The organism is Mycobacterium sp. 1245499.0 (assembly GCF_001673615.1).
GTDB lineage: Bacteria > Actinomycetota > Actinomycetes > Mycobacteriales > Mycobacteriaceae > Mycobacterium > Mycobacterium europaeum_A.
The window spans coordinates 1-14,159 of the sequence record NZ_LZMG01000246.1; the positions used below are offsets into that span (position 1 = coordinate 1).

Annotated in this window: 7 protein-coding genes and 1 pseudogene; 2 read left to right on the forward strand and 6 right to left on the reverse strand. The window is 68.6% G+C overall.

Going from position 1 to position 14,159, the window contains the following annotated elements; genetic code table 11:
- Nucleotides 1–238, forward strand: a pseudogene (locus A5646_RS29445) (hypothetical protein); the annotation flags it as partial.
- Nucleotides 239–343: 105 nt separating this feature from the next.
- Nucleotides 344–2,092, forward strand: a complete 1,749-nt coding sequence (fadD21, locus tag A5646_RS13955; protein ID WP_067022125.1) for a fatty-acid--AMP ligase FAAL21/FadD21 — start codon at nt 344–346, stop codon at nt 2,090–2,092.
- Nucleotides 2,093–2,094: 2 nt separating this feature from the next.
- Here the strand turns inward: fadD21 and A5646_RS13960 are convergent, their stop codons facing one another.
- The 6 genes from A5646_RS13960 to A5646_RS13985 form a co-directional block, all read right to left on the reverse strand.
- The gene (locus tag A5646_RS13960) at nt 2,095–2,424 is read right to left on the reverse strand and encodes a hypothetical protein (RefSeq protein ID WP_066876939.1); all 330 of its coding nucleotides are present in this window, start codon (nt 2,422–2,424) and stop codon (nt 2,095–2,097) included.
- Complete coding sequence (gene sat / locus A5646_RS13965) at nt 2,421–3,680, reverse strand: sulfate adenylyltransferase (RefSeq protein ID WP_067022127.1); 1,260 nt, start codon at nt 3,678–3,680, stop codon at nt 2,421–2,423. Before sat ends, A5646_RS13960 begins: the two co-directional genes overlap by 4 nt.
- Before the next feature lie 80 nt (nt 3,681–3,760).
- The gene (gene cysC, locus A5646_RS13970; protein WP_067022134.1) at nt 3,761–4,426 is read right to left on the reverse strand and encodes an adenylyl-sulfate kinase; all 666 of its coding nucleotides are present in this window, start codon (nt 4,424–4,426) and stop codon (nt 3,761–3,763) included.
- A 312-nt stretch (nt 4,427–4,738) separates the two neighbouring features.
- Nucleotides 4,739–11,086 carry a type I polyketide synthase gene (gene pks2, locus A5646_RS13975; RefSeq protein WP_067022129.1) on the reverse strand — a complete coding sequence of 2,116 codons (6,348 nt, stop codon included), beginning with the start codon at nt 11,084–11,086 and terminating at the stop codon, nt 4,739–4,741.
- A 287-nt stretch (nt 11,087–11,373) separates the two neighbouring features.
- Nucleotides 11,374–13,737 (reverse strand): APC family permease, encoded by a 2,364-nt coding sequence (locus A5646_RS13980; RefSeq protein WP_067022135.1) that lies wholly within the window; start codon nt 13,735–13,737, stop codon nt 11,374–11,376.
- Nucleotides 13,738–13,849: 112 nt separating this feature from the next.
- Nucleotides 13,850–14,159 (reverse strand): aminotransferase class I/II-fold pyridoxal phosphate-dependent enzyme (locus A5646_RS13985; protein ID WP_156752835.1); only part of this gene is annotated, 310 nt, incomplete at its 5' end.

Consider the following 14,159-nt stretch of genomic DNA (forward strand, 5'->3'; position numbering starts at 1 on the left):
CCGGGTCAAGGTCACCGAACTCGGCCGCGGGTACGAATACCTGGATCTCGAGCCCGAGCCGTCGACGGCCTCCGACCGGCCCGCGCCGGCGATGGGGTTCGCCGGAACCATCACCACCAGGGCCGCCACCGGACCGGCCGGAGTGAGCGCAGTGGCCGTCGACGAGCTCGACGACAGGCCGCGCATGCCGTTGCTGCCGGGTACCTGGGGCCCCGATCCCACAGCATCGAAACCCTAAGGAGCACCGGCCTTTTGGCTCGCACCGAGCGCTGCGGCCCGGACCCACAGCACCGCCCCGTGCGATCGGCCGGCGCGAAAAGCCCGAGGCGGTAACCTAGCCCGCATGCAAAGTTCGTCCGTTGTCGGCCTGCTACGGGAGCGCGCCGGCCTGCAACCCGACGACTTGGCGTTCCGGTACACCGATTACGAGCAGGACTGGGCGGGCGTCACCGAGACCCTGACGTGGGCACAGCTGTATCGGCGGACCCTGGCCGTGGCGCACGAGGTGAGGCGGCACGCCGGCACCGGGGACCGCGCCGTCATCCTGGCCCCCCAGGGCCTGTCCTACATCGTCGCGTTCCTGGGCGCGATACAGGCCGGGCTCATCGCGGTCCCGCTCTCGGTGCCGCAGCCGGGCTCACACGACGAGCGCGTCGCCACCGTCCTGGCCGACACCACGCCCACCGTCGTCCTCACCACGGCCGCGGCCGCCGCGGCCGTCGACGAGTGTGTGCACCGCACGGACTCGGCCACCGCCGACCCCGCCCCGACGGTCATCGCCGTCGATGCGCTGGGTCCGGACTTGTCGCCGTCGACGGGCATCCGGATCAGCGGCGACCCGCACATCGCATACCTGCAATACACATCGGGCTCCACGCGCGTTCCGGCCGGGGTGATGGTGTCACACCGCAATCTTGCGGCGAATTTCGCGCAACTGATGGCCGCGTACTTCCCCGACTTCAACGGCGTGGCCCCGCGCGACACCGTGTGCGTGTCCTGGCTGCCGTTCTACCACGACATGGGCTTGATGCAGGGCGTCATCGCACCCATCCTGGGCGGCTACCTGGGCGACGTGACGAGCCCGGTCGCGTTCCTGCAACGCCCGGCGCGCTGGATTCACGCGATGTCCCAACCCAATCCGGTCTTCTCGGCCGCCCCGAACTTCGCCTTCGAGCTCGCGGTCCGCAAGACCACCGAGGCGGACCTGGCCGGAGTCGACCTGGGCAACGTCATCAGCATCGTCAGCGGCGCCGAACGGATCCATCCCGCCACGCTCGACCGGTTCTGCAAATGGTTCGCCCCGTACAACTTTCGCGAAGAAATGATGCAGCCGTCCTACGGCCTGGCCGAAGCGACCGTCTATGTGGCCAGCCGGGCCAGGGCCGGCGGCCCGCGCGTCGTCCACTTCGAACCGGAGCGGCTGTCGGAGGGCAGCGCGCAGCCGTGCTCGGCGGAAACCGGGACACCGCTGCTCAGCTACGGCACGCCGGCGTCGCCGTCGGTGCGGATCGTCGACCCCGACACCCGCACCGGATGCGCGGCCGGAACGGTCGGCGAAATCTGGGTCAACGGCGGCAATGTCGCCGACGGCTACTGGCGCAAGCCGCAGGAAACCCGGCGCACCTTCGCCGGCGTCCTGGCCGACCCGCCGCCCGGCATCCCCGAGGGCCCGTGGCTGCGCACCGGCGACCTCGGCTTCATCTGCGACGACGAACTGTTCATCGTGGGCCGGATGAAAGACCTGCTGATCGTCTACGGCCGCAACCACTACCCCGAGGACATCGAGTCGACGGTGCAACGGATCACCGGCGGCCGGGTCGCGGCGATCGCGGTCCCGGTCGACGAGACCGAAAAGCTGGTCACCATCATCGAATTCAGCAAGCGCGGCGAATCCGACGAGGACGCGCGCCACCGGCTCGACGTCGTCAAGAACGACGTCACCGCGGCGATCTCGAAGTCACATGGGCTCAACGTCGCCGATCTGGTGCTGGTGGAACCGGGATCGATTCCCACCACCACGAGCGGCAAGATCCGGCGCGCGGCATGTGTCGAGCAGTACCGTCGCCAACGGTTCGCCCGGTTGGACGCCTAGCCCTACTGGCTGTTGGCCGTCTGGGCTTCCTCGAGGAAATGACCCACCACATCGGGGCCGTTGGAGTGCAACTTGATGGACAGCTCGAGCAGCCTGTCCTTGACCTGCTTCGGCAGCAGCTCGATCGAGCGAGTGGTGGCCGAGTCGTACTTCGCCCCCGGGAAACGCTGCAGGAGAACATCTTTCTGCTCTTCGGTGGTGTAGATCTCGAGCAGCTTCATGCCGGCGAACGCCTCGATGGCCCGGTCCGCCATTCCGGCATTCGCCAGCGCCTCCAACCGTTCCTCGTTGATCCAGACGTTGACCTTGATCTTCTTCTCGGCGGTGCTCATGAGTTCTCCAATTGGTTCAGCGTGAAGACCGGCAGTCTGTCCTTGAGGTACTCCTCGGTCACGAACGGCGAACCCTGGCCATACTCGGCGGCGCTGTCCATCACGATTTCGAACACCTCGTGCCGCATCACCTTCTGGGTCGGCTTGACCTCGTCGGTCAGGATGCTTCGAATCAAGCTGCCGCTGAAGCTCTGTGACTGATCAACATGACCGCACAGGGCCGAGTTGGTGACCTCCTGGCACACCGGGCAGTACCAGTTCTCCCGCAGGAACACCGGTTTGATCCCCAGCTCGCTGCGATATTGCTTGAGGATGTTCTGGGAATCGTAGGGGTGGTAGAAATCGCCCACGCCCGCATGATCGCGCCCGAACATGTGATGCGTGCAGCCCAGGTTCGTCCGCAGGATCGCGTGAAAGATGGCCTCCCGCGGCCCCGCGTAGCGCATGTCCCACAGCGTGAACGACACCAGGTGGACCTCCTCGCGGAAATATCCGCTGGTCCGCAACTCGTTCTGCGCCAACAGGATCGCCTCGTCGATGTAATCCCCGACCCGCTTCTGGCCGATGATGGCGTTGACCAGCACGCCCGTGTTCAGGCTGTCGACGGGCTGGTCCTCATTGGCCGCCAGCCACGCCTGCTTCATCAACGCCTCGTGGCCGGTGTGCGGAACGTTTCGGGTCTGATGGGCGACGGCGCGCTTCCAGTCCTTTTTCGCCAGCACGTCCTTGTGCTGCCGCGGCGTGAGCCAGAAGCTCTTGAAGGGCTCGTTGAACACCGGCTCGTTGATGAGCGTGATGTCGCCGCCGATGAAACGATCCGCATAGGCCAATGTCTTCTTCACGCCCGGATGCCGGGAATCGGTAGTGCCATAAGTCTTTCCGGCCATCCGCTGCAAGTCGTACTGGTAGATCTCGGAGACCTCGAACAGCGCCATCGGGGCGTCGAGATATTCGAGGACGACGCTTTCGCCCTCCTTCACCCCGAACTTCTCGACGTCTTCTGCGGACAGATCGAACACGATCGGGATGCTCCACAGCGTGCCGTCGGGCAGCTGGAAGTCGTCCAGCGTGCCGTCCACTTCGCGCCGGCCCATGAACCCCGTGAGCGGGGTGAAGAAGCCGTAGGACAGGCTGATCACCTCGTGCGCGGTGGCCTTCGAGATCGGGATGCGCGGCAACCCGTCGATCCGGCTCGCCGCATTCTCGGTGGACACTCGTTCCACGATCGGCTTGCCGTTATGACCTTGGTAGCTCATATAAGTGACCTCGTTTCGCGTAATCAGCGGTCGTCCGTGCGGTGGACGGCTCCCGACGCCGTCGTCGCCGAACCCGTCCGCTAAGCGTTCCGGACCGCTCCCGAGATGACGCCTACCCGCTCGAGATGGGCGATCACTTCGTCGGCCAGCGTGTCCGCGTCCTTGTTGCCGCCTTCGAGGCGCAGCTCGGGCTGCGCCGGAGCCTCGTAGGGGTCGTCGATCCCGGTGAACCCCTTGATCTCGCCGGCCCGGGCTTTCTTGTAGAGGCCTTTGGGATCGCGCTGCTCGCAAATCTCGATCGGGGTATCGATGAAGATCTCCTGGAAATCGCCGTCGTTCAGGGTGGCCCGGATGGCGTCGCGATCGCGCACGTAGGGGCTGATGAAGGCCGTCAACGCGATCACGCCGGACTCGCAGAACAGCTTCGCAACCGCGCCGATGCGGCGGATGTTCTCCTCGCGGTCCTGGGCGGAAAAACCGAGGCCGAACCGCTTCGCGAACTCCGTTCCGTGCCGCTCTTCGAGCAGTTCCGGTCCGGCGTTGAGCCCGTAGCGGACGTTGTCGCCGTCCAGCAGGAAGCTGCGGATGCCCCGCTCGTAGAGCTTCTGCTCGACGACGTTGGCCACGGTGCTCTTGCCGCTGCCGCTGAGCCCGGTGAACCAGATGACGCAGCCTTTGTGCCCATTGAGGCTCTCGCGCTCGGCGCGGCTTATCTGATGCTCGTGCCACGTGATGTTGTTGGCCATTCCCAGCTCCTGTTCACAACGTTCCGCCCCGCGCATGGACGCGTGCGCACGGATTCTCGCCCGCCGCATCGATCCTGGCCACACACCGTCACCATATTGTTTATCAATCAATCCGGATCAGAACCAGTCCACAAGTAAAGATGGTCAACTTAGGAGAGTTTCGCGCTGTGCTGCGGCGATCCGGCAAGCACCACCGCATCGCGCCCGTTCGACCGGCCCGGCCGACGATCGCGGCGGCCCGATGGGGGGCGGCGGAAGGGTAAAGACCGGCGGAATTTTATTTACCCGCCTCGCCCGCGACGCGTGGGCGGCTCAGGGCGCTGAGGGCGCGGCTTCCAGATCGGCCAGCTCGTCGCACAAGTGCTCGGCCAGATCGCGGACGGTGGTGATCTTCGTCGGGCTGATGCGCACACCCGTTTCGGTTTCGATGCGGGTCCGCAGCTCCAAGTTGCCCAGCGAGTCCAGACCGTAGTCGGATAGCGGCCGGTCCGGATCGATGGTGCGCCGCAGCAGCAGGCTGATCTGGCCGGACACCAACCGCCGAATGGCCGACGGCCACTCCTCGCGCGGCAGCGCCCGCAACTCCGCGAGAAACTTGCCGGCGTCCGGTTTGCCGTGGGCCGACGAGCCGAACGCCTCGGCGAAGCGGCTGCGTTGGGCGAAGGAGGCCAGCCAGGGCGTCCCCATGATCGGCGCGTAGCCCGAGTACGGGCGGTCGTGACGCAGCAGCGTTTCGAAGGCGCGGAACCCCTCGGCCGGTGCGATCGCGATGCCGGCGTCCCGGGCCAGCGCCGTCGCGCGGCCCACCTCCGACCACGCCCCCCACGCGATCGAGGTGGCCGGCAGACCGCGGGCCCGGCGCCAGTAGGCGAATGCGTCCAGCCAGCTGTTGGCCGCGGCGTAGGCGCCCTGCCCCGGCGAGCCCACCAGCGCGGCGGCCGACGAAAACGCGCAGAACCAGTCCAGTGGCCGCCCGGTGTCTTCCTCCCGCAGGGCTTGATGGAGGTTCCACGCGCCGTAAGCCTTTGGCGCCCAACACCGATCGATGAGCTCGTCGGTGACATTCGCCAAAGTGGCGTCCTCTACCACCGCCGCCGCGTGCAGCACCCCCCGAACCGGCAGTCCGGTGGCCGTGGCACACGCCACCAGCCGCTCGGCCGTCTCCGGCTCGGCGACGTCACCGCACTCCACCGCGATGTCGGCCCCCGCGGCGCGCAGACGCTCGATCGCTTCGCGCGCCCGCTCGTCGGGTTGCGAACGCGAGTTCAGCACGATTCGCCCGCAACCCGCGTCGCGCGCGGCCATCTGGCCGGCCAGGAACAAGCCCAGCCCGCCGATGCCGCCGGTGATGATGTAGGCGCCGCCGGACCGGAACGGCCGCACCGTGTCCGGCGGCACGACGGCCACACTGCTTCCCGCCCGCGACACGTCCAGCACCACCTTGCCGGTGTGCCCGGCGGCGGCGACCAGGCGCACCGCGGCGGCGGCGTCGCGAATCGGATAGTGCGTAGTGCTCGGCATCGGCAGTTCGCCGGCGGCGGTGCGCTGGTACACGGTGCTCAACAAACGCCGAACCGTCTGCGGGTGACTGAAAGTCAGCAGCGCGAGGTCGACCGCGAACAACGACAGATTGCGACGAAACGGGAACAGCCCCAGGTGGGTATCGCCGTAGATGTCACGCTTGCCGAGCTCAATGAAGCGCCCACCCACGGCCAGCAGTTCGATTCCCGCGCGTTGCGCGGCGCCGGGCAGCGAGTTGAGCACCACGTCGACGCCGTATCCCTGCGTGTCCGTGCGGATCTGGTCGGCGAATTCCGTGCTGCGTGAGTCGTAGACGTATTCGATACCCATGTCCCGCAACAGTTTCCGGCGCTGCGGGCTGCCCGCGGTTGCGAAGATCTGACAGCCCACGGCCCGGGCGATCGCGATGGCCGCCTGGCCGACGCCGCCGGTGCCGGAGTGGATGAGCACCTTGTCGGTCGGCGAGATGCGGGCCAAGTCGTGCAGGCCGTACCATGCGGTCGCGGCCGCGGTGGGCACCGCGGCGGCGTCTTCGAGCGGCACCTCGGGCGGCAGTGTGACCGCGTGCCGGGCGTCGGCGATGACGAAGGTGCCCCAGCACCCGTTGCGCGACATGCCGCCGACACGGTCGCCGACCTGATGCTCGGTGACGTCCGGTCCGACGGCGGTCACCACGCCGGCGAAGTCACCGCCCAACCGCTGCTGGTAGCCCTCGAGCGTGGGATAGCGCCCAAAGGCGACAAGGACATCCGCGAAGTTGACGGTCGACGAGGTCACCGCCACCTCGATCTCCCCCGGCCCGGGCGGCACCCGGTCGAACGCGGTGAACTCCAGCGATTCGAGGTCACCGGGAGTGCGGATCTGCAGGCGCATGCCGTCCCGCTCGTGATCGACGACGGTGGTGCGCCGCTCGGCCGGGCGAAGTGGGCCGGGCCGCAGCCGCGCGGCGTACCACTGGCCGCCACGCCAGGCGGTCTCGTCTTCCGCCGAGCCGCTGTTCAGCTGCAGCGCAACCCGTTCGGGGTCGGTCGCGTCGTCCACATCGATCTGGGTGGCGCTCAGATGCGGGTGCTCGGAGTCGATCACCCGCATCAGCCCGCGCAGCCCGGCCTGCTCCAGGTTCGCCACATCACCGGCGGTCACGGTGGCCGCGTTTCGGGTCACCAGATACAGCCGCGGCGACTCCCCGGGCAGCTCCGAGAGCTCACGGGCGACGGCCGCGAGGTGCGACACGTAGTCCCGGCCGCGCCGCCCCGCCTGCGGATCGCCCGCGGCGCCATCCGATGCCACCACGACGACGCCGGTGAGCCCCTTCAGCGGCCCGTGGCCGTTGGAGGCGGGCTGCCCGCCGCCGGACAACAGCGCCCGCAGCCGTGTGGTGTCCGCGGACCCGACGGGATCACACACCGAGACGCATTGCCCGCCATCGGTATTCAAGACTTCTGTCAGCCGCGTCGCGAACGGGTCGGGCCCGTCTGACGCGCCGAGCAGCACCCAGCGGCCCGGTTCGGTCTGCGTCGCGTCGGGCAGTTCCTTGGGTTCCCAGTCGATGGTCAACAGCCGCTCGTTGAGCAGTCGCCGGGCGTGTTCGTGTTCGGAGGCGCCGCCGACCAGCCGCAGCCCCTCGACGCTCAACAGCACCGTTCCGGACTGGCCCAACACGTCGAGGTCGGCCTCGCACTCGCCCGGGCGCGAGGACGTGACCCGGGCCAGGCAGTACTGCGCGTTGCGCGTCGAGTGATAGTTGCGCAGTCTGCGCACCCCGACCGGCAACAGCAGACCGCCGGCGCCGGCCTGTTGCACCTCGGGCGATACGACGACCGCCTGGAAGCACGCGTCGAGCAACGCCGGGTGTGCGGCGTAGGCCGACTGCTGCGAGCGGATCGCGCCCGGCAGCGCGACTTCGGCCAGCATCGTGGTGATGCCCCCGTCGGCGACCAGCACCGCGGCCAGCCCCGAAAACGCCGGCCCGTATTGAATTCCCACGGCGTCGAACGCCTTTCGCAGTTCCGCGCCGTCCAGGCGGGATGGGTGGGCGGCGATCAGCGTTGCCAGGTCGTGCGCGGGCGGCTGCGCAGGCCCGAGTGAATCCGCGTCGTCGCCGGGTAGGGCGCGCAGCACCGCGCTGGCCCGGCGGGTGCGTTCACCGTCCTCGTGGGTGTCCACGGTGAAGTCGAGAACACCTGGGGCGGCCAGTGTGGCGGCCGAGGAGGCCGGCGTCTGGCCGGCCAGCAGCAGTGTCTGTTCGAACTTGACGTCGCGGACCTCGGCGCGTTCGCCGAGCGCCGCGCGAGCGGCCGCGAGCGCCATCTCGCAATAGCCCGCGCCGGGAAACGCTGCGACACCATGGATTTGGTGATCGCTCAGCCACGGGTGGGCGTCGGTGCCCACCTCCCCCTGCCAGACGTGACGCTCGGGTTCCTCCCGTAGGTGCACGTGCGCACCGAGCAGGGGGTGTACGGCATGGACCGGGGCGCCGCGTGCGTGCTCAGTGGCCTCGCGGCTCAGCATCAACCGGCGATGCGTCCAGGTCGGCAGGGGGGCATCCACCAAGCGGCCCGTCGGGTATCGGACGGAGAAGTCGACCACCGCGCCCGCGCTGTGCACGTCGGCGACGACGCCGCGCAAGCCGACTGGCAGTTGCTGGTCGCGGCGCATGGCCGCCAGGGCGGCGATGGGCATGTCCAGGCTGCCGGCGTTCCGCTCGACGGCGTGCGTCAGCAGTGGGTGCGGCGCCAGCTCACCGAAGACGCGGAAGCCGTCCTTGAGGGCGGCCTGCACGGCGGCCGCGAATCGCACGGTGTAGCGCAGGTTTTCGGCCCAGTAGTCAGCGGTGAACGAGGGCCGCTCGCGCGGGTCCCACAGCGTCGCCGAATAGTAGGGCACCTCGGGCGTCATCGGTTGCAGGCCGGCGAGGGCCTCGACCAGCTCGTCGAGGATCGGGTCCACCTGCGGCGAATGCGAGGCGACGTCCACCGCCACCTCGCGCGCCAGCACGTCCTGCTCTTGCCAGGCCGCGACCAGATCGCGGATGGTCGGGGCGTCGCCGCCGACTACGGTCGACGTAGGCGACGCGACCACGGACAGCACGACGTCGGAGATGCCGCGAATCGACAGTTCCGACAACACTTGTTGGCCCGGCAGCTCCACCGATGCCATCGCGCCGCTGCCCGCGATCCGCGCCATCAGCTTCGAGCGACGGCAGATCACGCGCACACCGTCGGCCACCGACAACCCGCCGGCGACGACGGCGGCCGCGGATTCGCCGAGCGAATGCCCGATGACGGCGCCGGGACGCACGCCGTAGGACTTCATCGTCTCGGCTAGCCCGACCTGCATCGCGAAGAGCGTTGGCTGCACCCGCTCGATGTCGGTCAGCGTCTCCGGTGCCGACATGGCCGCGGTGACCGAAAAGCCCGACTCCGCAGCGATCAACGGTTCGATGGCGGCGATCGTCGCGGCGAAGACCGGCTCGTTGGCCAGCAGTTCGGCGCCCATCTTCGGCCACTGCGAACCCTGGCCGGAGAAGACCCACACCGGTCCGCGGTCGCCTTGCCCCACCGCGGGTGGGTACGGGATGTCGCTCTCGGCGACCGCGCGCAGCTGGGCGCCCAACTCGTCGACGGTGCCGGCCGAGAGCACGGTACGCACCGGGCGGTGCGCGCGCCGCCGCGACAGCGTGTAGCCCAGATCCCTGAGAAACGAGCCACATTCGCCGTCGGCAGCGCCGTGCTCGTCGAGCCAGGCCGCCAGGCGGGCTGCCGTCACGCGCAGTTGCTCGGCGGAGGTGGCCGACAGGGGAAACAGCAGCGGCCCTCGCGGTTCGTCCGCCGCCTGGGCCGGCGCCTGTTTCGGGGCCTGTTCCACTATGGCGTGCACGTTGGTGCCCGACATTCCGTAGGACGACACCGCGGCACGGCGCGGGTTCTCCTTGCCGGGCCATTGCGTATTGCTCTGCGGCACAAAGAGATTGGTCTCGATCCGGGCCATCTCGTCGGGCAGCCGGGTGAAGTGCAGATTCCGCGGTACCACGGCGTGCTGCAGCGCGAGGATCGCCTTGATCAAGCCCAGTGGCCCCGAGGCCGACTGCAGGTGGCCGAAATTCGTCTTCACCGATCCCAGGGCGCAGGCACCGCCGACGCCGTACACGGCGGCCAGGCTGGTGTATTCGATCGGGTCGCCGACGGGAGTGCCGGTGCCGTGCGCCTCGACGAGGCCGACCGTGGCCGCGTCGACGCCTGCGAGCTGCAGGGCTTTGCGGTAGACGGCGACCTGAGCCGTTGGCGAGGGCGCCGCAATGTTCACGGTGCGACCGTCCTGATTGGCCGCGGTGCCGCGCAGCACGGCCAGGATGCGATCGCCGTCGCGCTGGGCGTCGTCGAGCCGCTTGAGCAACAGCATGACGCAGCCCTCGCCCGACACGAAGCCGTCGGCGTGCACATCGAAGGCGTGGCAGCGGCCGGTCGGGGACAGCATGCCCTGCAGCGAACCGGTGACGGACTTGCGCGGTTCCAGCGTCACCACCACGCCCCCGGCCAGGGTGAGGTCGGATTCGCCGCTGCCCAGGCTGCCGCACGCCTGGTGCACGGCCATCAGCCCCGACGAGCACGCCGTGTCCACGGTGACCGCCGGGCCGTGCAGCCCGAGGGCATACGCGACTCGCCCCGACGCGAAGCTGTTGGACGTGCCGGTGAATCCGTACGGCCCTTCGGCCGCGCCGCAGTCGGCGGACAGCAGCTCGTAGTCACCGTGGGTCAGGCCGACGAACACCCCGGTCTGCGATTGGGAAAGCGACGCGGGGTCCAGGCCGGCATGCTCGACGGCATCCCACGACGTCTCGAGCAGCAGGCGGTGCTGCGGGTCGATAGCGATGGCCTCACGCTCGGTCATCCCGAAGAAGTCGCAGTCGAAGCCGCCGACATCGTCCAGGAACGCCCCCCACCGGGTCACCGATCGGCCGGGCACGCCGGGTTCGGGATCGTAGAACAGGTCGGCGTCCCACCGGTCGGCGGGAATCTCACCGACGAAGTCGTCACCGCGCAGCAACGCCTGCCAGAGGCGGTGCGGGGAGTCGATCCCGCCGGGAAGCCGGCAGGCCATCCCGATGACGGCGACCGGTGTGGCGTTCACGGCACGCAACGTGCGAGTCCCCTATCCTTGCCCGATCCCTGAGGCGCCTATTATGCAGATGTCAGTTTAGCTTCGGACCAGGTCAGCTTAGCGGGAGTAAACAATTTCGGGTCGGCCTTGCGAAAACGGACCGCGACGGCCGAGGGGCCGCGAAAGCCGCGCCGCGACTGCGTAATTGCGCCCATCCCGGCCCACCGGGGCGCCGCGACATCCGGCCGCCACCCGTCGTCCAGAGCCGGCGGGCGGGGTCATCGAAACCGACTCACGCACGAGGCAATCCACGATCCCGCGGGTCGTTACGTGGCGCTGGTCTCTTCGGACTCTTCGGACTCGGTGTCGTTCGCGGGGTTCTCGATGACCTGATAGGCCGGATCGACCATCGAGATGGCCCGGGTGCCGGTCTGGCGGGCCTTCCCGGTGATCCGCAGCACCTGGCCGGGCTGGATGTCGGCGCCGCCGTGGCCCGGGCGGAAGGTGACGGTCATTTCGCCGGTGCTGTCCCCGATGACGATCTGTCGGTGGGTGCGGCCTCGGGTGGTGACGTCTTCGACCTCGCTGACCCGGCCTTCGACGCTGGCGCGTTGCCCCGAGATCAGGCCGGCCACCATGACCACCGATCGCGGTCGCTGCGGGTGTTCGTAGGCGTCGACCTTGCGGTCTTCGTCCTGGGACACCCACGCCTCGAGCTTGTCGATCCCCTGCCCGATCCGCTGCTCCAAGGTGTCGGGGTAGGCCTCCCTGATCCGCGATTCGACGTCGTAAGGCACGATCGTCGCCGCGGCGTCGGGAATCAGGCTGACCGCTCGCGCGATCTTGTCGGCGGTGCGGTCGTGCAGCACGCGGCCCAGTAGCCGGGCGAAGGTTCGCCGCGGCAGCAGCACCGTCACATTGGTGCGCGCGTTCTCGTCACGCGCCTTGGCGACCAGCAGCTGCGCGGCGCGGCTGATCCGACGGTCCGGGCAGTCCACGATGCGCAGCGGGGTGTCGAGTTCGAAATGGTCCCAACGCTTTCGCAGCAGCGCCGCGTGGGCCGGGTCGACCATGAAATGCACCGCGATCAGTTCGTCGGCCCGCAACCCCCTGCCGTAGCGCAGCGCCTCGATCACCGCCAGATCGACCGAGTCGACGAACACGAACACCCGGTGCCGCGCGTACTTCACCAACTCCGGGCGATCGGTGCGGAACATCTCGAGAATGGCCGCCTCGGCCCGGTATTCGCGGTTGAGCCGGGTCAACATGAACACCAGCAGCGGGAACACGATGACCACCAGCCAGGCGCCCTCGGTGAATTTCGCCACCGCGAAGATGCCCACCACGATCGTCGACAGCACCGCCGCGGACAGGTTGATCGCCAGCCGGCGTCGCCAGCCCGGTTCCCGGTGCGTCAGATGGTGTTTGGTCATGCCGTAGCCGGCCATCGAGAAGCCGGTGAACACCCCGATCGCATAGAACGGCACCAGGGCGTTCACCGACCCGCCGGTGGCCACCAGCAACGCGACCGACAGCGCCGTCAGCGTGATGATCCCGTTCGAAAACACCAGGCGGTGACCACGTTTCGTGAGCTGCCTGGGCAGGAAGCGGTCGTCGGCGACGAAACTGGCCAGCGCCGGAAAGCCGTTGAAGCTGGTGTTGGCGCCGGTGAACAAGATGGCAGCCGTTGCCGCTTGGACCAGGACATAGAAGACGTCGCCGACAACGCCGTTGCCGAAGACGGCCCGGCCGATCTGCGACAGGACCGACGGGTACTCGGTCAGGTACGGCGTGGCGTGGGTGACGTGGGCCAGGTAGGCGACGCCGGCCAGCAGCAGGCCGAGGATGGTGGCCATCGCGGTCAGCACTCGGCGCCCGTTGCGCCCCTGGGGCTTTCGGAAGTACTCGACCGTATTGGAGATCGCCTCGACCCCGGTCAGCGACGAACCACCGTTGGCGAACGCACGCAGCAGCACCAAGATCGTGGCGCCCAGCACCAGCCCGTTGCCCTGGTGCACCGGGACGGTCCCGGCCATATGCGTGGGGTCGTAGATGGGCAGGTTTCCGATGACCGCGCGCACGACGCCGACCACGATGGTCAGGGCGACCATGACGACGAAGGAATACGTCGCCACCGCGAACGGCAATCCCGCCTCCTTGAGGCCGCGCAGGTTGGCGTAGCAGATGAGAAGCACCACGGCGACGGTGAGTTCGAGGCTGTAGGGGCCCAGCGCGGGAATCGCCGAGACCACCGCGACGGTCCCCGCGGCCGACTGCACGGCGACCGTGACCACGTAGTCGATCAGCAGCGCCGCGGCGGCGATCTGCGCGACCCGCGGTCCGAAATTGTCGCGCGCGACGATATACGAGCCGCCCGCCCGGGTATAGGCCATGACCACCTGCCGATACGAGGCGGCCACCAGCACCAGGATCAGCAGGATCACGCCGGTGATGGGCAGCAACAGCAGGAAGGCGGCCAGCCCCGCATGCGGTAACAGCTCGATCAGGATCTGCTCGGGGCCGTACGCCACCGAGGACACCGCGTCGGGCGAAAGAGCCCCCAGCGCAACCTGATTCGACAACTTCTCGGATGCGATGTCCTCGGTGATCAGCGGCTTGCCCAGGAACACCCGCTTGGCGATGTCCCCCAGCGACAGCGGGATGCGCAGCTTGCCGGTCGAAGTGGTCACGAGCACCGTCCTTACCCGAGGTTGAGAACGTGGAACGCCTGAAGATGCATTGTGCACGCTCGCCGCTCTCTTGGGGCCCGGGCGGTGCGGAAAGGCCGGGCCGGATCGCCCGCTAAGCGAGTCGTTGCACGGCGGCGGCGATCCGCTCGTCGGCGGCGGTCAGCGCCACCCGAACGTGCCGCGCACCGCGCGGGCCGTAGAAATCACCCGGGGCCACCAGGATGCCGCGCTGCGCCAGCCAGGCGACGCTGTCGTGGCATGGCTCGCCGCGGGTGGCCCACAGGTACAGGCCGGCTTCGGAATGGTCGACGGTGAAGCCGGCCGAGCGCAGGGCGGGCAGCAGGGCCGCGCGGCGGCGCTCATAGCGTTGCCGCTGTGCCAGTTCGTGGGCGTCGTCGTCGAGGGCCGCCACCATGGCCGCC

Excerpts from the sequence above, each read along its gene's own strand:
- fadD21 (WP_067022125.1), top strand. The coding sequence starts at position 344 with ATGCAAAGTTCGTCCGTTGTCGGCCTGCTACGGGAGCGCGCCGGCCTG.
- A5646_RS13960 (WP_066876939.1), bottom strand. The coding sequence starts at position 2,424 with ATGAGCACCGCCGAGAAGAAGATCAAGGTCAACGTCTGGATCAACGAG.
- sat (WP_067022127.1), bottom strand. The coding sequence starts at position 3,680 with ATGAGCTACCAAGGTCATAACGGCAAGCCGATCGTGGAACGAGTGTCC.
- cysC (WP_067022134.1), bottom strand. The coding sequence starts at position 4,426 with ATGGCCAACAACATCACGTGGCACGAGCATCAGATAAGCCGCGCCGAG.